At 69.7% G+C, this 21260-nt stretch carries 21 protein-coding genes and 1 pseudogene; 10 read left to right on the forward strand and 12 right to left on the reverse strand.

The features are described from left to right. Position 1: 1 nt before the first annotated feature. Entirely contained in the window at positions 2–1192 is a 1191-nt protein-coding gene (locus QEG98_RS01280) for an alpha/beta fold hydrolase (protein WP_316565443.1), read from the forward strand. A gap of 62 nt (positions 1193–1254) precedes the next feature. Here QEG98_RS01280 and QEG98_RS01285 read toward each other — a convergent pair whose 3' ends face one another. Beyond that, complete coding sequence (locus QEG98_RS01285) at positions 1255–2253, reverse strand: lipase family protein (protein ID WP_316565444.1); 999 nt, start codon at positions 2251–2253, stop codon at positions 1255–1257. A 155-nt stretch (positions 2254–2408) separates the two neighbouring features. On the opposite strand from QEG98_RS01285, the gene QEG98_RS01290 reads away from it, so the two are divergent. Beyond that, positions 2409–3446, forward strand: coding sequence for a medium chain dehydrogenase/reductase family protein (locus tag QEG98_RS01290; RefSeq protein WP_316565445.1), 1038 nt, complete (start codon positions 2409–2411; stop codon positions 3444–3446). 9 nt (positions 3447–3455) lie between these two features. Here QEG98_RS01290 and QEG98_RS01295 read toward each other — a convergent pair whose 3' ends face one another. Both QEG98_RS01295 and QEG98_RS01300 read right to left on the reverse strand, forming a co-directional pair. Continuing rightward, positions 3456–3926: a hypothetical protein gene (locus QEG98_RS01295; RefSeq protein WP_316565446.1), complete on the reverse strand. Its 471-nt coding sequence runs from the start codon at positions 3924–3926 to the stop codon at positions 3456–3458. 242 nt (positions 3927–4168) lie between these two features. Continuing rightward, positions 4169–4480 (reverse strand): hypothetical protein, encoded by a 312-nt coding sequence (locus tag QEG98_RS01300; RefSeq protein WP_316565447.1) that lies wholly within the window; start codon positions 4478–4480, stop codon positions 4169–4171. On the opposite strand from QEG98_RS01300, the pseudogene QEG98_RS01305 reads away from it, so the two are divergent. Continuing rightward, positions 4479–5995, forward strand: a pseudogene (locus tag QEG98_RS01305) (acyl-CoA synthetase). The gene QEG98_RS01300 and the pseudogene QEG98_RS01305 sit on opposite strands and share 2 nt — an antisense overlap. A gap of 284 nt (positions 5996–6279) precedes the next feature. On the opposite strand, the gene QEG98_RS01310 reads toward QEG98_RS01305, so the two are convergent. Together QEG98_RS01310 and QEG98_RS01315 are read right to left on the reverse strand one after the other, a co-directional pair. Further along, on the reverse strand, positions 6280–6831 hold the full coding sequence (locus tag QEG98_RS01310) for a methyl-accepting chemotaxis protein (RefSeq protein WP_316565448.1): 552 nt from the start codon (positions 6829–6831) through the stop codon (positions 6280–6282). Further along, a complete protein-coding gene (locus QEG98_RS01315) occupies positions 6801–7886 on the reverse strand; it encodes a cache domain-containing protein (RefSeq protein ID WP_316565449.1) in 1086 nt (361 codons plus the stop codon). Before QEG98_RS01315 ends, QEG98_RS01310 begins: the two co-directional genes overlap by 31 nt. A 508-nt stretch (positions 7887–8394) precedes the next feature. On the opposite strand from QEG98_RS01315, the gene QEG98_RS01320 reads away from it, so the two are divergent. Next, complete coding sequence (locus QEG98_RS01320; RefSeq protein ID WP_090490953.1) at positions 8395–8763, forward strand: helix-turn-helix transcriptional regulator; 369 nt, start codon at positions 8395–8397, stop codon at positions 8761–8763. A gap of 20 nt (positions 8764–8783) precedes the next feature. Here the strand turns inward: QEG98_RS01320 and QEG98_RS01325 are convergent, their stop codons facing one another. The 4 genes from QEG98_RS01325 to QEG98_RS01340 are packed head-to-tail and all read right to left on the reverse strand — an operon-like array spanning position 8784 to position 13725. Then, positions 8784–10310: a response regulator gene (locus tag QEG98_RS01325; RefSeq protein WP_316565450.1), complete on the reverse strand. Its 1527-nt coding sequence runs from the start codon at positions 10308–10310 to the stop codon at positions 8784–8786. After that, positions 10303–12354: a hybrid sensor histidine kinase/response regulator gene (locus tag QEG98_RS01330; protein ID WP_316565451.1), complete on the reverse strand. Its 2052-nt coding sequence runs from the start codon at positions 12352–12354 to the stop codon at positions 10303–10305. Before QEG98_RS01330 ends, QEG98_RS01325 begins: the two co-directional genes overlap by 8 nt. After that, complete coding sequence (locus QEG98_RS01335; protein WP_090490950.1) at positions 12351–13055, reverse strand: hypothetical protein; 705 nt, start codon at positions 13053–13055, stop codon at positions 12351–12353. The genes QEG98_RS01330 and QEG98_RS01335 overlap by 4 nt, the downstream gene beginning before the upstream one ends. A gap of 7 nt (positions 13056–13062) precedes the next feature. Then, the gene (locus tag QEG98_RS01340) at positions 13063–13725 is read right to left on the reverse strand and encodes a B12-binding domain-containing protein (RefSeq protein ID WP_316565452.1); all 663 of its coding nucleotides are present in this window, start codon (positions 13723–13725) and stop codon (positions 13063–13065) included. A 298-nt stretch (positions 13726–14023) separates the two neighbouring features. Here QEG98_RS01340 and QEG98_RS01345 point away from each other — a divergent pair, with 298 nt between their 5' ends. The 3 genes from QEG98_RS01345 to QEG98_RS01355 all read left to right on the forward strand — a co-directional run bounded on the left by QEG98_RS01345 (position 14024) and on the right by QEG98_RS01355 (position 15905). Then, on the forward strand, positions 14024–14509 hold the full coding sequence (locus QEG98_RS01345; RefSeq protein WP_026113921.1) for an RNA polymerase sigma factor: 486 nt from the start codon (positions 14024–14026) through the stop codon (positions 14507–14509). Beyond that, on the forward strand, positions 14506–15297 hold the full coding sequence (locus QEG98_RS01350; protein WP_316565453.1) for an ActD-like protein: 792 nt from the start codon (positions 14506–14508) through the stop codon (positions 15295–15297). The genes QEG98_RS01345 and QEG98_RS01350 overlap by 4 nt, the downstream gene beginning before the upstream one ends. Positions 15298–15380: 83 nt before the next feature. Beyond that, positions 15381–15905, forward strand: coding sequence for a peptidase (locus tag QEG98_RS01355; RefSeq protein ID WP_316565454.1), 525 nt, complete (start codon positions 15381–15383; stop codon positions 15903–15905). A gap of 21 nt (positions 15906–15926) precedes the next feature. Here QEG98_RS01355 and QEG98_RS01360 read toward each other — a convergent pair whose 3' ends face one another. Beyond that, on the reverse strand, positions 15927–16388 hold the full coding sequence (locus QEG98_RS01360) for a DUF6748 domain-containing protein (RefSeq protein ID WP_090490945.1): 462 nt from the start codon (positions 16386–16388) through the stop codon (positions 15927–15929). Between the two features lie 210 nt (positions 16389–16598). Between QEG98_RS01360 and dnaN the strand changes: the two genes are divergently transcribed. From dnaN to QEG98_RS41560, 3 genes are all read left to right on the forward strand, one after another. Beyond that, positions 16599–17705 (forward strand): DNA polymerase III subunit beta, encoded by a 1107-nt coding sequence (dnaN, locus tag QEG98_RS01365; protein WP_171440462.1) that lies wholly within the window; start codon positions 16599–16601, stop codon positions 17703–17705. Between the two features lie 100 nt (positions 17706–17805). Continuing rightward, positions 17806–18726: a hypothetical protein gene (locus tag QEG98_RS01370; protein ID WP_410477927.1), complete on the forward strand. Its 921-nt coding sequence runs from the start codon at positions 17806–17808 to the stop codon at positions 18724–18726. A gap of 35 nt (positions 18727–18761) precedes the next feature. Next, the gene (locus QEG98_RS41560) at positions 18762–19127 is read left to right on the forward strand and encodes a hypothetical protein (protein ID WP_410477928.1); all 366 of its coding nucleotides are present in this window, start codon (positions 18762–18764) and stop codon (positions 19125–19127) included. 124 nt (positions 19128–19251) lie between these two features. On the opposite strand, the gene QEG98_RS01375 is transcribed toward QEG98_RS41560, so the two are convergent. Both QEG98_RS01375 and QEG98_RS01380 read right to left on the reverse strand, forming a co-directional pair. After that, a complete protein-coding gene (locus QEG98_RS01375; protein ID WP_316565455.1) occupies positions 19252–20526 on the reverse strand; it encodes a DUF1990 family protein in 1275 nt (424 codons plus the stop codon). Further along, complete coding sequence (locus QEG98_RS01380) at positions 20523–21155, reverse strand: DUF1990 family protein (RefSeq protein ID WP_316565456.1); 633 nt, start codon at positions 21153–21155, stop codon at positions 20523–20525. The genes QEG98_RS01375 and QEG98_RS01380 overlap by 4 nt, the downstream gene beginning before the upstream one ends. Positions 21156–21260 lie beyond the last annotated feature (105 nt).

Raw genomic sequence — 21260 nt, forward strand, 5'->3', positions numbered from 1 at the left:
CATGAGCACCTCCCGCGCATTCACGGCCCTGCTCCTCGCGGCGGGGCTCTCCTCCGCCGGTTGCGTGCGCTCGTACGCGCACCAGCCCGCGCTCTCCTTCCAGGATTTGGACTACACCTCCGAGGGCTCGAAGCAGCCCTGGCCGGTGAAACGGATTCCGCTTCCGCGCACCGCGAATCAGTACGGCATGGCCGTGGTGCCCCAGATGGCCTACGTCGACATGCCCGGCAGCGGCCCGGACGCGAAGGCCGTCGTCTTCATCCACGGCCTGGGTTCGTACCTGAAGTTCTGGCGGGCGCAGCTGGACGCCTTCCAGCAGCAGGGCTACCGCGTCATCGCGGTGGACCTGCCCGGCTACGGCAAGTCCGACAAGCCCGGCACCTTCCCGTACACCATGGAGGCCATGGCGGACGCGGTGCTGGAGCTGGTGGACGGCCTGGGCCTGGACAAGCCCGTGCTCGCCGGTCACTCCATGGGCGGGCAGACGTCGCTCTCCTTCGCCATCCGCTACCCGGAGTCACTGAGCGGGCTGGTGCTGGCGTCGCCCGCCGGCTTCGAGAAGTTCAGCTGGCGGGAGAAGGAGTGGTTCGCGCGGGCGATGAGCTCCGAGTTCATCAAGTCCGCGCCGGAGGCCAGCATCTGGGGCAGCGTGCGCCAGGCCAACTTCATGCACTGGCGGCCGGAGCTGGAGTGGCTGATTGAGGAGCGCGTGCGGCTGGCGAAGTCGCCCGAGTTCGACGCCTACGCCTACGCCAACGTGCGCACGGTGCGAGGCCTGTCCCACAACGACTTCGTGCGCGACAACCTGCACCGCGTCACCGTGCCCACCGTCATCATCTACGGCACGGATGACCGGCTCATCCCCAGCCCCTTCCTCCACGGCGGCGAGGCGCGCGGCATCATGGAGTACGGCGCGTCCCACATCCCCGGCGCGAAGCTGGTGGCGCTGGAGGGCTGTGGGCACACCGTGCAGCTCGACTGTGCGGAGCGCTTCAACGAGGCGGCCTTCGCCTTCGTCCGCGACGCGGCGGCGGGGCGCATCGAGGTGCCGTCCGCTCCCGCGAAGGAGGAGGCGCCGCGGCCGGAGTCTCCGCCCGCGCCGGCGTCCGAGCCGCTCACGCCGGAGCGCCTGCCTCCGCCCACGCCGGGCCAGGAAGGCGATCCGACGCCGGGCGTGCTGCCCCAGCCGTAGTGGGGTGTTGAGCCGGTCCACCTCCACCCTTTCGCGAGGGTGGAGGCGCCGGGGGCGGAGGACTACGGGATGGTGTGGTTGACCACCATGTCGTACTGAACCTCGGCCGTCAGGTCCTTCGAGTTGAAGTGGCCGTAGGGGTAGCCGGTGTAGCGCTTCTCACCCGTCTGCCCGGGGATGCGCGACGTGTACTCACCGTAGACGATGCCGTCGTAGCCGATGATTTCGTCCGCCGTGGAGTAGATGGTGTAGCGGAAGGCGCCCTCGTAACCGCTCGTCGAGCGCAAGTCATTGAGGTACGTCGAGCGGCCGGTGACGCTGCCCCAGAAGAGGTAGCCCGGGTACAGGCCGTTGGTGGAGCCGCAGGTGGGCGTCGACGGGCCGGACATGTAACAGGACGTCAGGCCCAGGTTGGCGCCGGCGATGCCGACGAAGGTGTCCACCGAGGACGTGAGCGGCGCGCCCACGTTGTATGTGCCGCCGTCCGCCGCGTCGTGGGCCGTGCCGCCGAGGATGGCCTTGCGCGCCAGCGTCACGCCCATGGAGTGGGCGATGATGTCCACCTTCGAGGCCCCGGTGTACGCCTTCACCGCCTCGATGAACTTGCGCACCTTCATCACGTTCTGCTTCGAGTGGTACTGGTTCGCCGACTGGAGCGCGTTGGCCGGGCCCCACGTCGTGGCGTACAGCTCGCTCGTCTTGTAGCCCCGCGAGTGGAAGTACTCGAGGGAGTTCGTCCAGCCCGTCTGGGCGAAGACCGAGCCCACCGCCTTGTCCGAGTTGCCGTGGATGAAGATGACGGGCTGCTTCGTCACGGTGTCGGAGGCGCTGGCCTTGCCGCCGTAGCTGCCGCCCGTGAGGTCCGTGCGAACGAAGTCGTAGCTGTTGTAGCCGTTGGACGACAGCCAGTTCCGGAAGTGCGTGGTGGCGCCGGCGGTGGAGACCGCCGCGGCTTCCACCTCGCCAAGCGCCTCTTCGTGGGACGCGATGTCCTCGCCGCAGCCGGTGGTGATGCCAAGCAGCAGCGTGCTCGCGAGATACAGCGAAGGCCTCAATCGCATGGGCATACTCCTCTGTTTGTTTTTGGAAGACGCGTCCGGAACAGGACCTGTCCTCGAGCGCGATACAGAGTCTAGAGACATCTCACGCGAGCGTCTTCCGTCGATTGGACGTGCACTGACGTTGTCGCGCTGCGTCGCGTGGTACTCAACGGGGTATGCGCGCACGCAAGGTCGTCATCCGCAAAGCCGGTGGGTACGAACAGCTCCACATTGAAGAGGTGAATCAGGTTTCACCTGGAATCGGAGAGGTCCGGGTGGCCACCGAAGCCATCGGGGTGAACTATGCGGACTGTGTCATCCGCATGGGGCTGTACGCCTCCGCGAAGGAGTACGTGGGGTGGCCCATCACCCCGGGCTTTGAGTTCGCCGGCCGCGTGGAGGTCGTGGGCGAAGGGGTGGAGGACCTGGCCCCCGGCGCGCGAGTGTTCGGCGTGACGCGCTTTGGTGGGTACTCCACCCACGTGACGGTGCCTCGTCACCAGGTGTTCACATTGCCCGCGCGGCTGAGCATGGAGCAGGCCGCGGGGTTCCCCACGGTGTTCCTCACCGCGTACTACGCGCTGTTTGAGCTGGCGCACCCGCGTCCGGGGGCCAACGTGCTGGTGCATTCCGCGGCGGGCGGCGTGGGTGGGGCGCTGCTCCAGTTGGGCCGCATCGCCGGGTGCCGGATGGTGGGCGTGGTGGGTGGGACGCACAAGGTGGAGACGGCTCGCGCGCAGGGGGCGGAGGTCGTCATCGACAAGAGCCGGGAGGACTTGTGGAGCGCGGCCAAGAAGGCGGCGCCCCGTGGGTATGACGTGGTGCTGGATGCGAACGGGCCGTCCACGCTGCGCGACAGCTACAAGCACCTGGCGTCGCCGGGGAAGCTCGTCATCTACGGCTTCCACTCCATGCTGCCGCGCACCGGTGGGCGGCCGAACTACGCGAAGCTGGCCTGGGACTGGCTGCGCACGCCCCGGTTCGATCCGCTCTCGCTGACGAACGACAACACCAGCGTGCTGGCGTTCAACCTGTCGTACCTGTTCGAGCAGCGCGCCGTGCTGGAGGAGTCCATGGCGCGGCTCTTGGGCTGGTTGGAGGAGGGGAAGCTGGTGCCGCCACCGGTGAAGTCGTTTCCGTTGGACGCGGTGGCGGATGCGCACCGGGCACTGGAGTCCGGCGGCACGGTGGGGAAGCTGGTGTTGGTGCCGTGAGGGCGTGCTTCAGAGGGGGAGCTGCGCGCCCTGCAGGGTGAGGAGGCTCTGCGGGACGACCCATGCCGCCTCCGGGTCGGAGAGCACGCCGAGGTACGCGCCCGGCACCACATGGGGGCCGTGCGCCACCGGGACTCTCAACCGGAGGGGCACCTTTCGCGGCGCTGGGTGGGACGGGTGCCACGGGGTGACGTGGAGGTCGAGCAGGTAGTGGGTGCCGCGGCCGTCGCTGTCCCGCACCTGCTCCACGATGGCCGAATCCGTGATGCGCGCCCACGTCAGGATGGCGCGGCGCACGTGCTCAACGTGTTCGGCCTGGTTGTGCTGGCGGGCTTTGCTCTCCTGGCTGAACCGGAGCGCGGCGAAGATCCACGCCACCAGTCCACCGATGAAGCCCACCATGGCCACGGCGCGCTCGTTTTCGTAGAGGGCGTAGGCGCCCAGTAACGGAAGGCCGATGCCGATGACGAGGGTGTTCATGGTCCCTTGATAATGCGCGGGCGGCTTCGGCTGAACGCGCAGCGGTGGAGGCGGCCACGGTGGCGTGGCGCCCTCGGCGAGGGTCGACGGCGCAGGGCTCAATGCAACGAGCTGGGTTGTGTGGTGCGCGAGCATGTTCGTGACGACTTTCTGTGTGCCTGGGATGACGGACATTCAGGCCGTGCTGTGTGTGTCCCGGCACGTACTTTCAAGCACGCGACGGCACGTCCGAAAGCCCCATTCTATCGAGCGGGCCGAGGCGCCTGTTGGGGAGCGGCGTCCTCCGCGGGAGGAACCTGGGGGCGTGCGCGCTGACGCTCCCGCATCATCGCGTCGATTCGGCGGCCCAGCGCAGGGATTCGCTGCGTGTCGCTGATGGACGTGCTGACGTAAGGGAAGCCGTCTTCGTCCTTCGCGAAGTCAGCCGCGTCGGCCACTTTCGCGTCGTAGTAGCGGTAGCCCAGGTTGGACAGGAACACGACGATGTATCGGCGCCAGGGCTTGCGGGGCAGGGAGCGGACGATGCCGCCGGGTTCAGCTAGCGTGGATACCATGCCCATCGTCCATGACTGGCTGGCCCGGCGTGCCGCGCTGGCCCCTGAGCCTACCGCCCTCATCGACGCCGACCATGGCGAGCGACGCATCTCCTTTCGTGAATGGAACGATTCGGCTTCGCGTACCGCCGCTTTCCTCCACCATGCGCTGGGCGTGGGGCGAGGGGACCGTGTGGCGGTGCTCGCCTACAACTGCGTCGAGTTCCTCGACCTCTTCTTCGCGTGCGCGAAGCTGGGCGCCGTCCTTCAGCCTCTCAACTGGCGGCTGAGTGCCACGGAGCTGGGTGGACTGCTCGCGGATGCCGAGCCGTCTGTGTTCGTCTTCGGGCCGGAGTTCCGAGCCCAGGTGGAGGCCGTGCGGTCTGGTGCGTCCTTCGTGCGCCACTGGCTCAGTCTCGCGGCTCCAGGGCCGAGCGAGCGGGCCTTCTCCGAGCGCGACACGCAGACGGACGTGGCCCTTCCTCCGCTGGAGCTGGAGGAGGATGCTCCATGGGTGCTCTGCTACACGGGCGGAAGCACCGGTCTGCCGAAGGCCGCGGTACTCACGCATCGCTCCATCACCGCCAACGCGGTGAACACGGTGATGGGCTGGGGCCTGACCGCCGATGACGTGGCGATCCTCAACGCGCCGTTGTTCCATGCCGGAGGACTCAGCGTCTTCACCGCGCCGCTGGCCTATATCGGCGGCGCATCGGTGGTGTGCCGGGGCTTCGATGTGGAGGGCGTGTTCGACCTCGTGCAGCGGGGCGTGGTGAGTCTCTTCTTCGGCGTGCCCACCATGTTCATCGAGATGCAGCGCCACCCGCGCTTCGATGCCGTGGACCTGTCACGCCTCAAGCTGGTCATCAGCGGCGGCGCGCCCTGCCCGGCCCCCGTCTTCGAGCGCTTCTTCGCTCGGGGCGTGGACTTCAAGACGGGGTATGGCCTCACGGAAGCGGGCCCCAACAACTTCTGGCTTCCGCCGGAAGACGTGCGCCGCAAGCCGGGGGCGGTGGGCGTTCCCCTGTTCCACGTCGAGGCTCGCATCGACGGTGAGACGCAGCCGGGCGATGTGGGCGAGCTGCTCTTGCGAGGCCCTCACCTGTGCGCGGGCTACTGGCGCCGTCCGGAGGACACCGCCCGCACCTTCGCGGACGGCTGGCTGCACACCGGTGACCTGGCCACGCGGGACGCGGAGGGATGCTTCCGCATCGTGGGCCGCAGCAAGGACCTCATCATCTCCGGCGGAGAGAACATCTACCCGTCGGAAGTGGAGAGCGTCCTCGCGGGGCATCCCGATGTGGCCGAGGTCGCCGTCATCGGCGTGGCGGACCCCAAGTGGGGGAGACGCCGCGCGCGCTCGTCGTCGCACGGCCGGGCACCGCGCCTTCGGCGGAGGCCCTGCTGCGCTTCTGCGACGGACGGCTTGCTCGCTACAAGACGCCGAAGTCGATTCGTTTCGTGGACGCCCTGCCGAGGACCTCCGCCGGCAAGGTCGACCGGCGCGCGCTCGGTGCCGCGCACGGCGCGCCCTGAGTTGCCCACAAGTCCTCCCCAGGCCCGTGTCCCTGGCGGCTGCGCATCCGTTGTCGGCCGTCAGGAGGAAGCGCGTTCGGGAACTTGAACCACGCGGCTTCTTCCGGTGCGGCGCGTGGAAGCGTCGCGGAGCGGGGGATACATCCCGACAGCAACACGCAGAATGAGAGGACCTTGAACTTCATTGGGGGCCAACGCACGCGGCGAACCAGATGCTGGCGAAGAACTGGCACCGTTCGTGGCCCAGTTCTGGGAGGTTGGGGGCCATGTGGGCCGCGGCCAATTCACCCCCGCGACGTGAAGCGTCCGGCCAGGTCCTTCAGCTTGGACGCCCGTGCCCGGAGGTCTTCCACGGAGCGGGCAATCTGCTGCACGCCAGCCACCGACTCCGTCGAGCGCACCGAGAGCGCCTGGATGCTCCCGGCGATGCTCTCCCCCGACGCGGACTGGCGCGTGTTCTCGTCCGCCATCCGCTCCACCTTGCCGCCAATCTCATTCACGCCGGCGAGCAACCGCGACAGCGCGTCTCCCGCCGTCGTGGACAAGCCCAGCCCTTCTTGCGCCGCCGTGGTGCCCTGGCGCATCAGGTCCGCCGCCGCCCGCGTGTCCGCCTCGCTCCGGCTCAGCAGCGTCTGCACCTGCCCCGCCGCATCCCGCGTCCGGTTCGCCAGCTTGCGCACCTCGCCGGCCACCACCGCGAAGCCCTTGCCGTGCTGGCCCGCGCGCGCCGCTTCAATCGCGGTGTTCACCGCCAACAACTGCGTCTCCTCCGCTACCTGCTGGATGAGCCGCAACATCTCCGCCGTCACCCGGCCAGAGGCCTGCAACCGCTCCACCGTCCGCGCCGAGCCTCCACCACCTCCACGATTTCCGCCATCTTCCGCAGCGCCTGTCCCACCGCCGCGCCACCCTCGCGCGCCACCTGACCGTTGTCCGCCGCCGTCTTCGCCGCCGTGCGCGCCGCCTCCGCTCCCTGCGACACCCGCGCGCTCATGCCCTGCACCGTCTGCGCGGCGCGCTGGAGTGAGTCCGACTGCTCCCGCGTCGTCACGGACAACGCCTCCGCGGAGGCTCGGATGCGCTCCGCGTCCGCCGCCGTGGCGCCCGCCGCATCCACCAGCGCCGCCACCACCTCGCGCAGTCCCGTCACCATGGTGTTGAAGGCCGCCGCCAACTGGCCCACCTCGTCCGAGGAGCGCACCTCCACCCGGGTCTCCAAATCACCGCGCGCCACCCGGTGCGCCGCCTGCGCCAGCTCCCGCACCGGCCGCACCACCCGGCGCGACAGAGATGCGCCGGCCATCAGCGCGAGCGCCAGCGCGCCGCCCACCGCCAGGAGGATGCGCTGGCGCACCGCCGCCACCTCGCGCTCGATGTCCTCCACGTACACGCCCGTGCCCAGCACCCAACCCCAGGGCGCGAAGAGCTTCACGTAGCTCTCCTTCGGAATGGCCTCCGGCGAGCCCGGCCGCGTGGCTTCGTAGGACACCGCGCCCTGGCCCTGGGCCCGCGCCAACGTGACGATGTCCACGAACACCGGCTTGCCGCGCACGTCGCGGTAGCCCTTCAGGTCCTTGCCCAGCATGTCCGGCAGGTGCGGATGCATGACGAGCCGCGTGTCCAGGTCGTTGACCCAGAAGTACTCCACCTGTGAGTAGCGCAGCTGCTCCAGCAGCGCCGCGGCCTGCGCCTGGGCCTCCTGTCGCGTCAGCGCGCCCGACCGCTCACGGGCCTCGTAGACCTCCAACACGCCGTAGGCCGTCTCCACCGCCTGCTTCAGTCCCAGGATGCGGTCCGCGCGAAGCTGCTCCCGCAGCTGCGGCAAGACGAACCCCAGGATGACGACGAGCAGCGGCAGCGCCACCACGCCCATCGCCACGCACAGTTTCACCAGCAAATTCCGGCCGACCGCCATCGGCCTTCAGCGTATCCGCCGCATCGTCACCGCGCTCGTTCACCTGAGTCTGGAAATACCCCCGGTGTCAGTCCTGCCGGGGGTTCGCACACCCGGTGAGGTCTCCTGCGATTCATCAAGTCCTGTATTTCCAGATAGATATGAAGCGTGGTGAAGCGCTTCTGCGCACGTTGAAAACATGAACCAACCCTAGAGGGCGGGACAGCGTGCAGGACTCGACGGAACCGTAGGAAAGTCGCCGCACAACGTGTCAGGTTCTCCTGCCACCCAGGTGACTGCATGGGTCCGGAAGGCATGTGGAGGCCTCGCACTCGACGTTTTCCGTCGAGAAAAGGCATCGGCCGCGCGTCGTGGATGGACTCGCGAAGTCCACCGCGTGCACAGCAACCCTATGGGTGAACAATTGGAGACTGACCCGGCAAGTTCTGTCTGTCTGCCCCCATACGTCCTATGCCAGCGGCCAAACGTTCCGGGTCGGTAAGGCATGGACAAGAAACTCGCAACCACAATCGGAGCTGCCGCGCGCGTTGCTCGCACCCGCCTGGAGCTCACCCAGGCGGACGTGGCTGAGCGTATCGATGTGGCCACCGAGGTCTACGGGCGCTTGGAGCGCGGCGGGATGCTGCCCAGCGTGCAGACGCTGCTGAAGCTATGCCACGAGCTCCACGTCTCAGCGGATGAGCTCCTGGGGCTCTCCGCGAACGCCGTCAACGGGGGCGCGCGTCCCGGTGAGCCGCCCACCTCGCCGCAGGAGCGCCCCGAGGTCCGGCGCCTGCTGCGCACCGTGCGTCCGCTGGAGCCCGCGAAGGTGAAGCTGTTGGGGCTGGTGGCCAACGCGCTGAACCGCCGCTGAGCCTGCGCCGCTTCAATCCCTCACAGCTCGGAGAGGAGTCGGTTCAGCTCGTCAGGCTTCACGGGCTTGACCAGATGCCGGTCGAACCCGGCGCGCAGTGCCTGGTCCTGTCCCTCGGGGCTGCCGTAGCCCGTCATGGCCACCAGCCGGATGTCATTGCCCACCTGGGCGCGCAGCGTCTGCGCCACCCGGTAGCCGTCCAGCCCTGGCAGGCCGATGTCCACCAGCGCCAGCTCGGGCGGCTGCGCCACCGCGAGCGCCACGCCCTGGAGGCCGTCCGGCGCCACCGCCACCTGGTGGCCCCACAGCTCCAGCAGGTCGCGCATGGCCTGACGCGCGTCCGAGTTGTCCTCCACCACCAGGACGCGCCGGCCGCGGCGGAGGTCCACCGCGTCGCGCGTGGGCGCGGACTCGCCCATCGTGGGGTCCAGGGGCAGCTTCACCACGAACTCGCTGCCGTGGCCGGGGCCGTTGCTTCGCGCCGTCACCTCGCCGCCGTGGAGCTGGATCAGCTTGCGCACCAGCGTCAGGCCAATACCCAGGCCGCCGCGCGAGCGCTCCAGCGAGGTGTCCGCCTGCGCGAACAGCTCGAAGATGTGCGGCAGCACCTCCGGCGGGATGCCGATGCCAGAGTCCTTCACCCGCACCACCGCCTGGGCCGAGCCGCCCACGCCTTCCAGTTCCACATGCAGGTGGACGCCCCCCGCGTCGGTGTACTTGATGGCGTTGTCGAGCAGGTTGGTGAAGACCTGCTCCAACCGCGTGGCATCCGCCCGCAGCCAGAGCGGACCGGAAGGCAGCGAGACGTCCAGGCCCAGCCCACGCGAATCCGCCATGGGCTGCGCGATTTGGAGCACCTGCCTCAGCAGGGGCACCAGGTCCACGTTGCCGGGGCGCAGCTCCACCTTGTCGCGGGTGATGCGGCTGACGTCGAGCAGGTCATCCACCAGCCGCGCCAGGTGGTTCGTCTGGCGCTGGATGATGCCGCGCATCCGCGCTTCCTTGTCATCGCTGGTGGGCCTGCGCTCCAGGATGCCAATGGCCGTCATGATGGCGGCCAGCGGGTTGCGCAGCTCATGCCCCAGCATGGCCAGGAACTCGTCCTTGCGGCGGTCCATCTCCGCCAGCTCGTTGGCGCGGTTGCGCGCCACCTGCTCCGCGTGGCGCAGGCGCAACAGCGACTTCACCGTGGCGATGAGCTCCGCGCCTTCGAAGGGCTGGGTGAGGTAGGCGTCCGCGCCGCCGTCCAGGCCGCGCACCTTCTTGTCGGAGGTGACGAAGGTGGCGGAGGTGTGCAGCACCGCCATGGCCGCGGTCTGGGGATTGGCGCGCAGCCGCTCGCAGACCTCGTAGCCGCTGATGTCCGGCAGCTTCACGTCGAGGATGACGACGTCCGGGCGGTGTTGCTGCGCCATCAGCAACGCGCCCATGCCGGTGGCCGCCTCCAGCACGTTGTAGCCCGCCAGCGAGAGCAGCCGGCTGACGAGGTAGCGGCTGGCGTCGTCGTCGTTGACGTTGAGGACGGTGGCCAGACGGGGCTCAACCACGGCGGCTTGCCTCCTGCGGCAGCGCTTGGGAGCCCAGGCCGGCCTTGGACAGTGCGTCCCGGATGCGGGTGATGGCCACCTCGCGGCTCAGCGTGTGCTTGGCGAGGATGGCGGCCGTCTCCTTCGCCAGCCGCGAGCGCTCGGCCTCCTTCAGCTCGTGCGAGGTGTGGAGGATGACGGGGACCTCACGCGTGCGCGGGTCCGCCTTCAGCTCGTCCAGCACGTCGAAGGCGGTGATGTCCGGCAGCACGAAGTCCAGGAAGATGAGGTGCGGGGACTTCTCCCGCGCCAGTTGGACGCCTTCCTTGCCGCCAGACGCCTCCAGCAGGGCGTAGGGCATGTCCTTGAGGAGCTGCTTGAGCAGGTAGCGGTGCACATCATCGTCGTCGATGATGAGGATGCGCTCCACCGGACCGGTGCGGGCCATGGCTTGCAGCTTGCGTTGCAGCCGCACCTCGTCCACCGGCTTGAGCCAGAACTCGTCGGCGCCCAGCGCGCGGGCCTTCTGCTCGCGGTCCGTCACCGTCACCACCAGGATGGGGATGTCGCGGGTGGCCTCGTTGTTCTTCATGTCCGCCAGGAAGCCCCAGCTCGTCTCGCCCTCCAGCATGACGTCCAGCACCATGGCGGCGGGGCGCACGCGCTCCAGCACGCGCCGGGCCTCATCCGTGCTGCGCACCGGCAGCACCTGGAAGCCGGAGCGCGCCAGGTACTTCTCGTAGAGGAAGAGCGTCTGCCGGTCGTCCTCCAGCACCAGCACCGGGGCCCGGCTGGGGTCCAGGTGCTCGCTGCGCTCCGTCAGGCCGGTCATCTCCGTGACCTCCAGGTGGACGCGCGGGAGGGTGACGGTGAACGTGGCGCCCTGTCCCAGCGCGCTCTTCACGGTGAGCGTGCCGCCCAGGAGCTCCGTCAGCCGGCGCGCCAGCGGCAGGCCCAGGCCGGTGCCCTTCGCCTTGCGCTGCAGGTGGCTCTCCACCTGTGAGAACTCCTCGAAGATGCGCTCGTGGTGCTCCGGCGCGATGCCAATGCCCGTGTCCTGCACGGTGAAGACCACCGTGTCCCGGGGGCCGGGCGCCGCTGACACCGTGACGTGGCCGGACTCGGTGAACTTCAGCGCGTTGGACACCAGGTTGCGCAGCACCTGGCTCAGCCGGGATTCGTCCGTCTCCAACTCCAGCGACGCGTCTGGCTCCACCAACCGCAGCTCCACGGGCACGCCAGGCGGCAAGAGCGGTTTCATCATGCCGCGCAGCGCGCTGAGCGCGTCGTGCACCACGAAGCGGCTGTGGCGCAGCGCCGCCTTGCCGGCCTCCATCTTGGAGAGGTCCAGCAGGTCATTCACCAGCTCGAAGAGGGCCTCCGCCGAGTTGCGGATGAACTGGACCTGCTTCTCCTGCTCGCCGCTCAAGGGGCCGTTGATGGGGTTGAGCAGCACCTTCGACAGGCCGAGGATGGAGTGCAGCGGAGTGCGGAACTCGTGGCTGACGTTGGCCACCACGCGGCTCTTGATTTCCGCGGCCAGCTGGAGGCTTTCGGCCTTCTCATCCAGCGCGGCGTGGAGGCTGCGCACGCCGCGGTTCGACTCCTCCAGCTCGTTGTTGAGGCGGGCCAGTTCGTCCGCGCGGCGCTTGAGCTCGCGCTGCTGGCGCTCCGTCTCGCGGTGGAGCGCGGACAGCTCGCTCAGGGTGGTGCTCACCCGCTCAAGCGCGCTGCCGTAGTCCTCCGGCACCAGGCTGCCCACCAGCAGCACGCCTCCGTCATGGGGCCGGGCGCGGAAGGCGAACGTCGCGGGCACCTGGTCCCGGCAGAGGATGAGCTCCCAGCCCTCCACCTTCTCTTCGCGCGCCTGGACCAGCAGCCGGTCCACCTTCTCTTCGGTGCCCTGGGCTGCCAGCCCACGCAGCGGTTGTCCGGGTTCGGCGGCGAGGGCGTTCCGGGCGCGGGCGTCCACCCAGGTGAGGGTGCCGCCCGCGTCGCAGGCCAGGGCGACCTCGCGGCTGAGGTCGTCGAAGAACGGCGGCTCGGCGGAGGCGGGAAGCCTCATGAACGAGTCTCCTCCCAGGACACCCCCGCTTCGGAGAGGAGTGTCCGTGCTTCGGGGTGACGTGAGCCCAGCACGGACTTCAACATGCCCAGCACACTGGGAAATGCCAGGAGGCCAAATCCGCGCCGTGGCCAGAAGCCGGCGTACCAGCGCACATGGTCGCCCAGCAGGTCGGGCTTCCCGGCGGCGAGCGCGTCGGCCACGTAGGACAGCTGCAACTGGAGCTCTTCCTCCAGGCGGGGCTGGTCCTCGGGGATGATGTAGAGCGTGAGGCGCGCCGTGGCGGCGCGCGCGAGCTCGGGCGCCTCCTCCTCCAGCAGGCGGGCTGGGCCCTCCTGGTAGCGAAGGGCCTGTCGCGCGGCGCCCACGTAGTCGTGGGGTTCGCTCCCGGGGCCCCAGCCTTCCGCTTCCAGCGCGGCGGCCAGCCCGGCGAAGTGCCGGTCCAGATGACGCGAGCACATGCCGCGCGACACCAGCAGGGTGCGCAGCCAGCGGGCGTAGCCCTCCAGGACAGAGGGGAGGTGCTCGTCCAGGGCCTGCACCAGGTAGCGGATGTGGAAGCGCGCGTCCTCGTCACCGAAGCGCTGCGCGCGCTCCAGCCCGTAGCGGGCGGCCCAGAAGGGGTCCTGATAGAGCGCCTCCTGAGAGGCGGTGGCCAGCCGGTCCGCCCGTGCTTCCACGCTCTTGCTCACGCTCTCCATGGTGCTTTCAGACTCCCAGGGCCCGACAGGCGGACGCGACGAACTGCCGCGCGTCCTTGCCGAAGAAGTTCACGCCCAGCTCCTCCTCCAGTCCGGGGGCCCAGTTGAAGGCCATGCCGCCCACGGCGATGGGGACATCCGGGAGTGTCTTGCGCACGTGCGCCACGGCTTCGCGGAGCGCGGGCAGGTGGTACGTCATCGTCACGGAGAGGGCGACCAGGTCCGGACGAAGCTCGTTCGTCATGCGGGCCAGGTGCTCCGGTGGAACGTTGGCGCCCAGGAAGCGCACGTCGAAGCCGGTCATCTCCAGGAAGTCACTGGACATGCGCGCGCCCACTTCATGCAGCTCGCCCTGGACGCAGGAGACGAGGACGACCTTGCCGTTGAATGGGTCCCTGGGCAGGTGCCGGTACAGGTGCGCGAGCGCGAGCTGGGAGACGGCGGTCGCCAGGTGCTCCTGCGCCACGGAGATGACGTTCTCCTGCCACAGCCGGCCGATTTCATACTGGGCGGGCTGGATGACCTCCAGGTGCAGCGTCTGGAGGGGGATGCCCCGGAGCAGTCCCTCGTCCACGAGCAGCCGCAACGCCTCGCGCCGGTTCCCGGCGAGCTGCGCTGCGAGATACGCGTTCAGCAGGCCCGACAGGGCGGAGTCGTTGGAGGTGAGCACGGGCGCCGTGGAGGGGAGGGCGAGGGGGCAACGTACCGGGGTTGTGTTTCTCAGTTACAGCGAACTGGCCCCGATTTCATCGCCAACCTGACAGTGCCCGGCCCTTCTTTCACGCGCTCGCGTGTCTGCTTGCTTGTAGCTTTTACCGGATCGAAGGGCGGCATTGTACCTGGGTACAAGGACGCCGCGCTGATTCCCGAAGAGTCCCCAGGAAACTCGGGACTGAAAAGTCCGAGTGACAGTTCTCCGAGGCCGCGGTGTTTCCCTGTCCGCGGCAACCGAGGGAGGCGAGCGAGCGGTGTCAATCGATGTGGAGGCCTACTACCGGCGCTATGGCCCCCAGGTGCTCCGGCGCTGCCGCTTCCTCTTGCGTGACGAGGAGAAGGCCGTGGACGCCATGCACGACGTGTTCGTGCAGTTGCTGCGCTACCAGGGCGCGCTGAAGGACGCGGCGCCGTCGAGCCTGTTGCACCGGATTGCCACCACGGTGTGCCTCAACAGGCTGCGCGGCGCGAAGCGGCGTCCGGAGGACCGGGAGGACGAACTGGTGCTGCAGATTGCCTCCGCCGACGACACCGAGTCCCGCACCGCCGCGCGCGGCCTGCTGGACCGCCTCTTCGGCCGGGTGCCCGCGTCCAGTCAGGACATCGCGGTGCTGCACCTGGTGGATGGGATGACGCTGGAGGAGACGGCCCGCGAAGTGGGGCTGTCCGTGTCCGGCGTGCGCAAGCGCCTGCGGGCGCTGACGGCAGTGCTGCAAGAGCTGGAGCTGGAGGCCGCATGACATCCGCCCACCACCGCACCCCGGATTGGTTGCTGGAACGAATCGCCCTGGGCGAGCTGCCGCCCGCGGAGCTGGCCGCCGCCCGCGCCCGGCTGGCCGAGGAGCCCGACGGCTTGTCCCGGCTCGCGGCGCTGGAGTCCGACACGCGCGCCACGCTGGAGGCGCTGCCGCCCGCCCGGGTGGTCCGCGAAGTGGAAGCGCGCGCGGCCCGGCAGGACGCGCCCCGCCCGGCCTTCCGCCTGTCGCCCGCGTGGGGCCTGGTGCCGGCGCTCGCCGCGGTGGCGCTGGTCATGGTGGCCCTGCCTTCCTCGGAAACCGGGCACGGCACGGCCCCGGGGGACACCCGGGAGGTCACGCGCATCAAGGGGCTGGCGCCGCAGCTCGTCATCCACCGGCAGTCCGCCGCCCGCCCGGAGCGGCTCGCCGACGGGGCCGCCGCCGCCGCGGGTGACGTGGTGCAGGTGGCGTACATCGCCTCGGGCCGCTCGCATGGCGTCATCGTCTCCCTGGATGGCAACGGCGCCGTCACCCTCCACGCGCCGGAAGAGGGCTCCCGGTCCATGGCCCTGGTGCCGTCGGGAACGCAGGTGTTGCCGCGCGCCTACGAGCTGGACGATGCCCCGGGGTTCGAGCGTTTCTTCTTCGTTTCGTCCGATGCGCCCTTCGACGTGGCGGTGGTGCTGGCCGCCGCGGAGGCACTGGCTGGAAATCCCGACGCCTCCTCGGCACCTCTGTCATTGCCCGGGAACTTGACGCAGGCCTCCCTCACGCTGGAAAAGCATGAGTGATGAAATCCTTTGCGCTCCTCGCATTCGGGCTGTGGGCGGGGACAGCCACCGCTGAGTCCCGGTACGCACCCCGCCTTTCGCTGATGAGCGAGCGGGGGGCCTTCGCCCTGCAGCCGGGGGACGAGGTCTCCGAGTCCTCCTCGCGAGGGCTGCGCCGGGGCTCCACCCACATGGAGTTCTGGCTGAGCGACATCCAGGTCGCCAACATGGGGGTGAAGCTGGGCGGCGGGGCCGTCTACTTCACGCTGATGGCGGGCCTGGAGCCGGGCCGCGACGCGCGCTTCAGCTTCGCGGCGGGCGTGGGCGGGCACATGACGCTGTCCCAGCGGCTCTGGGTGGACCTGGACGTGACGGGCGGCGCCGTCCAGCCGGTGCGCAACCCGCTGGAGGGTGACGGCGGCAATGTGCTGGGGCAGGCCCGCTTGATGCTGGGCTTCCAGCTCATGCCCCGCCTGGCCGTGTTCGCCGGGCCCACCTACAACGCGTGGTTCTCCTGGGGCGAGTCGGACTTCGACTCCATCACCCGGCTGTCCGTCCGGGAGACCCATCCGGAGCCGGATCAACGCCTCCAGCACTGGCCCGGCATCCAGGTGGGCCTCCACATCTGAGGCCCGCCCGGAAGGGTGGTTTCAGTTTTCGACCTTGCTGGCGCGCAGGACGGTGGCCGCGCCCGCGGGGCCCGCGTTGGGCCGCGTCTCCAAGGTGCCCTGAATCTTGAGCCCGGTGCCGTCCAGCGTCTTTCGGATCAACGCCTCCGTCTGCTCGTCCGAGCCCTTCGTCACCGCCGACAGCTCCAGCTCGTGCACGGGGATGGGCTCCGCGTCCGGCTTGTCCACCGGGAAGGCGTTGTAGGTGGGGCAGGGCGGGGCGAAGCAGCGCACGCCACTGTCCTTGACGATGTAGACGGCGCTCTCACCCGGCTTGGGCTGGGAGTCATGGCTGGGCGGTGGGGTCATGGTGGGCGTTCCGTTCTCGCTGGAGGGGAGGCCATTCTCGCTCGCCGGTGGCGAGGACGTCGCGGCGGGCGGCTTGCTACATCCGGAGACGAAGCCTAGGACAAGGGCGGCGAGCACCAGCGAGCGGCTGTTCATGAGGGGCTCCAGGGGAGGAAAGAGGCGCCAGTGTGCTCCGGCTCGCTGCCGGGGGCCAGTCTGTCTCGCGAATTGGTGACTGGCGGTCAGTTGCAGGTGGACATTGATGCTCCCGCGTCGCTCAGGGTTCGTTGACGGAGGGGAGTGCAGGGGCTACATCCGGCCTCGTAGATCGGCCTTCGCGGCCGAGACCCGTAAGGACGCCCTCCGATGGAATTCCGCATCGCCGCCGACGAGCTGAAGAAGGCCCTCTACCGCGCCCAGGGCATCGTGGAGCGCAAGACGACGATGCCCATCCTGGCGAACGTGCTCGTCACCGCGAACAAGGGCGGCATCACCGTCACCGCGTTCGACCTGGACATCGGCGTCGTGTCCGAGCACCCGGCCGAGGTCATCAAGACGGGCGCCGTCACGCTGAGCGCCAAGTACGTCTTCGACATCGTCCAGAACCTCCCGGACGCGCAGGTCACGCTGAAGAAGCTGGCCAACAACTACGTGGACATCTCCAGCGGCTCGGCCCACTTCAAGATCGTGGGCATGGCGGCCGAGGAGTACCCCAAGCTGCCGAAGGAAGAGAACGCGCCCCTGGTGCAGGTGGGGGGCAACACGCTGCTGGAGATGATCAAGAAGACGCAGTTCGCCATCTCCAGCGACGAGACGCGCTACATCCTCAACGGCGTCTTCTTCGAGCCCCAGTCCACCGGCAAGGTCCGCATGGTGGCGACCGACGGCCACCGGCTGGCGCTGGTGGAGCGCGAGCTGCCGGGCGACTTCAAGCTCAAGAGCGGCGTCATCATCCCCCGCAAGGGCCTGATGGAGCTCAAGCGCCTGCTGGATGAGGCGCCGGACGCGGAGTGCTACCTGGGCTTCGCGGAGAACTCGGCGCTGTTCAAGAAGCCGGGCCTCACCATGGTGATGCGGCTCATCGACGGCCAGTTCCCGGAGTACCAGCGCGTCATCCCCAAGGAAGGGGAGAAGGTCGTCCTGGTGCCCAAGGTGCGCCTGCTGGAGAGCCTCAAGCGCATCGCCCTGCTGTCGGCGGACAAGAGCAACGCGGTCCGCATCGGCCTGGAGGAGAACCAGCTCATCATCACCGCGAGCAACCCGGACCTGGGCGAGGCCAAGGACGTGCTGGAGCTGGCCTACCGCGGCAACGGCATCACCATCGGCTTCAACGCGCGCTACCTGATGGATGTGCTCGCCGTGACGGAGACGGACGAGGTCTCCTTCGAGCTGGGTGACGAGCACAGCCCGGGCGTGCTCCACGCCCCCGGCGACCGGAGCTTCACCGCCGTCGTCATGCCCATGCGCGTGTGAGTCGGGTGGGCTCCCTCGAGAGGGCCCGCACCGTTCACTCGTGACGCGATAGGCCCCCTGGGGGCCTGACACCCGGCCGGTGCCTTCCTATGGTGAGGGCATGGCCACGCACCCGGACAACCTGCGCGCCCGGCTGGAGGACCGCGCGGACCTCCTGGAGGCCACGCGTCTTCGCTATCGCGCCCTGCGCGGCATGCTGGCGTCCTTCTTCTGGAAGCAGCGGGTGCGCTCGGAGTTCGAGCTGCTGCTGGAGGTGGCGCGCACGCAGCCGGAGGTGGACGCCACCCTGGCCGCGCTGAAGCGCCGCGCCGCCGCGGAAGGGTGGCCGGCGAACGCCGCGCCCATGAAGCTGATGCGCGAGGTGGAGCGCCTGCGGGAGGACGTGCGGCGCGTGGCCTTCAAGCGGCTGCCCGCGGAGGGCCGGCCCGCGACGCTGGGCGAGGCGCTGCTGAAGTTGGAAGAGACGGTGCTGGAGGCGGGGCCGCTCCTGGGGCGGCACATCTGGGCACGGGCGGTGGAGCTGTTGCCGCGCAACCTGCCGGAGCTGCGCGCCGCGTGCGCCGCCGCGGAGGTGTTCGAGCACGTCTTCAAGCGGCCCGCGCCGGAAGGGGTGCTGCCCTTCACGGTGGAGGAGGCGGAGGCGCTTCAGCGGGCCTTGCCGCTGGCGGAGACCGCGCTGGCGGCGCTGTGGCAGCGGCTGGAGCACTTCGATACGCGGGGACAGGTGAAGGGCTTCCTGCAGGCCCGCGTCTCGCGCGCGCCGCAGCGGGTGCCTCGCAGCGGACCGGAGCTGCTGCTGCACGCGGCCTTCTGGCGGGGCGTGGCTTGGGCGCGGCTGCGCGCCTCGTTGGAGGAACGGCTGGCCCCGGTGGTGCCCGCGGACGCCGAGGTGCCGGCGCTGTTGGTGTGGCTGGCGGCGCGCGAGGGGCGTTTCGAGCGGGGCGCGGAGCCTCGGATGGGCGAGCCGGGGCTGTTCGCGCCCGAGGCGCCGGCCCGCAGCCGCGGACGGGCGGGTCCGTAGGGCCGCGCGGCGTGGGCGTGGAGGGGGCCGGGGAGGTGCGGCTTCCAGCCTGCGAGGTTTTTGGCGAAGGGCGCGCCGGGCTCTTCGAGCTGGCCGCGCAGCTGGCGGCGCTGTCTCGCGAGCGTCCCGTGGGCACGTGGGATGAGGAGACCGCGTGGGCGCGGCTGTGGAACGCGGCGCAGCGGGCTCGAGGCGAGCAGGGCGAGGACGTGGAGCGGCTGCGGGATGCGCTGCGGCTGTTCATCCTCCTTCGCGGCCAGGGACAGACGCCCGCGCGCCTGTTTTCTCCCGAGCGGGCGCGGGTTCCCACGGTGGAAATCGAGGCCGACGCGGGGGCGGCCGTGAAGGACCTTCCCGCGCTGGTGCATGCGGCCCGCGCGGCGGCGTGGCGCGGGCGCTAAGGCCGCGGCGCGGGGGCCAACGGCGGAGGCCGGCATTGGCCGTGTGGGGCTTGCTTTCAGGGGTGTCTGTGGCCGCGCGGCGGCGTGGCGGAGATGCCCGCCACCGCGTGTGGGGCCGAGACAGTCACGCGGGCGACAGCGTGGCGTGTCCGGCCTGATGCGCACTGACAGGCAGCAGCCGCGAGGCCAGGCCCGCGAGGAGCGCGTCCTCTGTCAGGGCCACGGCCATGTCCGGAACGCCCAGCTTCTTCGTGGCGGTGCGCCGCAACGAATAGAAGGCCCAACTCGATGCCAGCGCCGCCAGGGCGCCCAGGGCCGCCGCCGCGAGCCGCCCACCGCGTTGGCGCTCCGTCGTCACCGAGGCCGCGGCCAGGGCGCCCGACAACATCCGGCCCGTCAACGGCACGGCGGCGACACGCGGGGGCGCCATCGGCAGCTTGTCCGCGACAAGCTCACCCACGGCGAGCAGGCCCAGCACGCGCGGCGTCCACGGATGCGCCAGGGTTCTGGCGAGCCGGTCCTCGCTGTCGGGCTGTGTCTTCGTCAGCCAGCGGCTCGCCAGCGCCGGCGCGCTCATGCTCCGCATTCCCGCCAGCACGCCCAATCCCAGGGCCCTCAACCCGTGTGCTCGATTCATGGCCTCTATCTCCTCCTCCAACTGCGTTTCTCGCCGCCCTGGCGCCCGCTGCGCGAAGAACTGCACCGGGGCCGTCCCCAGCGCATGGCCGGCGTGCGCCAGCCGGCCGTGGCTCGCGAGCTGACCGACGAGCTCCGGGTGCTTCAACGCCAGCTCGCGCACCCGCACGTGTGTCAGCCGGTGCCACGCGCGCTGATAGCGCGGAGCCACCATCGCGAAGCCCAGCCGGCTCCACCAGTTGGGGAACTGGCCGGGACGCCAGGCCGCCTCGATGTGGAAGCGCACCTCGCCGCTCTCGTGCTCCTTCTTGAGCAGGAACCACTCGCGCCCGGCCTCGATGTGTCCATGGAGCGTCTCGAAGCTGAAGCCGAAGACGCTGCACCCCTCGTCGTGCTCCTCGCGCGTGCCTCCCACCCGCACGCCGCACAGGTAGCGCAGCTGCTGCCCCAGCGCGCGCAGCTCCAGCAGCACCGTGCGGCCCTGCATCGGCTCCTCGTCGGAGAAGTGCCAGGCGACGATGCGCGGGTCGGAGAAGTCGAAGGTCTCCAGCACCTGCTGGGCGCGCTCGAAGAGTCCGCCCGGGACAGGGCGCCCTGGCGACTCGCGGCCGAGCACGCTCTCCGAGTGGACCTGGCTCCACCCGCCCTGCAGCGTCATCTCTCCGGAGACCTCCGGGAAGTTGCGCGCCAGCGTGCGAGCCCGCGCCAGCCGGGGCACCATTTCCTCTTCCGTCCAGCCGGAGAACCAGCGCCACTCAATCATTGTCTTCCGTCTCCCCGCGCCAGGAAGGTGGGCCCGTGGGCGGTGTCGCCGCCGGGCGGTTCGTCCTCCAACTCGGTGGTGTCCGCGTGGATGACGCCATGCACCCCGTTACCGGCCGTCAGCGCGGCGCGCAGGACGAACTCGGTCCAGGTGTTGGTCTGCATGGCGTCTCCGGCGGTGACGAAGCCGAGGTAGTGGAACGTCGAGCCGGAGCGCGCCCGGCTGCGGATGTGGAAGATGACATCGTCGCGCGCGTTCCGGTAAGCGCCGAAGGTGATGCGCCCCGCCTCCGGGTGCCCGTGGAGCGTGCCGAGCGTGAAGCTCTGGGCGTCCTGGTGGATGACGCGCACGGCGAAGGTGCCCGCGCCCTGAATCTTCACCGTCAGCTCGTCGCCCAGTTCCAGCGGCTGGCCCCCGCGTTCCGGGTGTCCGCGCTCGAAGACGCAGAGTTCGGACGGGGCGAACTCGGCGAAGCGCACGGCCACCCAGCGCATGAGCTCCTTGGGGGAGACCCGGCAGTCGCGGATGACCGCCCAGTAGTCGCGCTGGAGCAGGGGGCCTGCCCCTTCTTCAGGGAGCTGCAGTTCGCCTGACGGGTTGGCATCTGTGTGCATGAACTCGCTCGCCATCTCGCCGTTTGCCTCCATCGGTCACACCATGATGGGGACCTCTCCGCTGGGCTGCATGGCGCGGCTCGGCGGAAGAGCAGTGCATGCGGCGGGCCTGTCTGCCCG

Source organism: Myxococcus sp. MxC21-1 (assembly GCF_032612255.1).
Classification (GTDB): Bacteria; Myxococcota; Myxococcia; order Myxococcales; family Myxococcaceae; genus Myxococcus; species Myxococcus virescens.

Bases quoted from the DNA above. Each gene is read 5' to 3' on its own strand.
- QEG98_RS01320 (WP_090490953.1), top strand. From the start codon at position 8,395: ATGGACAAGAAACTCGCAACCACAATCGGAGCTGCCGCGCGCGTTGCT.
- QEG98_RS01350 (WP_316565453.1), top strand. From the start codon at position 14,506: ATGACATCCGCCCACCACCGCACCCCGGATTGGTTGCTGGAACGAATC.
- dnaN (WP_171440462.1), top strand. From the start codon at position 16,599: ATGGAATTCCGCATCGCCGCCGACGAGCTGAAGAAGGCCCTCTACCGC.
- QEG98_RS01355 (WP_316565454.1), top strand. From the start codon at position 15,381: ATGAGCGAGCGGGGGGCCTTCGCCCTGCAGCCGGGGGACGAGGTCTCC.
- QEG98_RS01330 (WP_316565451.1), bottom strand. From the start codon at position 12,354: ATGAGGCTTCCCGCCTCCGCCGAGCCGCCGTTCTTCGACGACCTCAGC.
- QEG98_RS01370 (WP_410477927.1), top strand. From the start codon at position 17,806: ATGGCCACGCACCCGGACAACCTGCGCGCCCGGCTGGAGGACCGCGCG.
- QEG98_RS01285 (WP_316565444.1), bottom strand. From the start codon at position 2,253: ATGCGATTGAGGCCTTCGCTGTATCTCGCGAGCACGCTGCTGCTTGGC.
- QEG98_RS01360 (WP_090490945.1), bottom strand. From the start codon at position 16,388: ATGAACAGCCGCTCGCTGGTGCTCGCCGCCCTTGTCCTAGGCTTCGTC.
- QEG98_RS01295 (WP_316565446.1), bottom strand. From the start codon at position 3,926: ATGAACACCCTCGTCATCGGCATCGGCCTTCCGTTACTGGGCGCCTAC.
- QEG98_RS01300 (WP_316565447.1), bottom strand. From the start codon at position 4,480: ATGGTATCCACGCTAGCTGAACCCGGCGGCATCGTCCGCTCCCTGCCC.
- QEG98_RS01375 (WP_316565455.1), bottom strand. From the start codon at position 20,526: ATGATTGAGTGGCGCTGGTTCTCCGGCTGGACGGAAGAGGAAATGGTG.
- QEG98_RS01335 (WP_090490950.1), bottom strand. From the start codon at position 13,055: ATGGAGAGCGTGAGCAAGAGCGTGGAAGCACGGGCGGACCGGCTGGCC.
- QEG98_RS01290 (WP_316565445.1), top strand. From the start codon at position 2,409: ATGCGCGCACGCAAGGTCGTCATCCGCAAAGCCGGTGGGTACGAACAG.
- QEG98_RS01280 (WP_316565443.1), top strand. From the start codon at position 2: ATGAGCACCTCCCGCGCATTCACGGCCCTGCTCCTCGCGGCGGGGCTC.
- QEG98_RS01380 (WP_316565456.1), bottom strand. From the start codon at position 21,155: ATGGCGAGCGAGTTCATGCACACAGATGCCAACCCGTCAGGCGAACTG.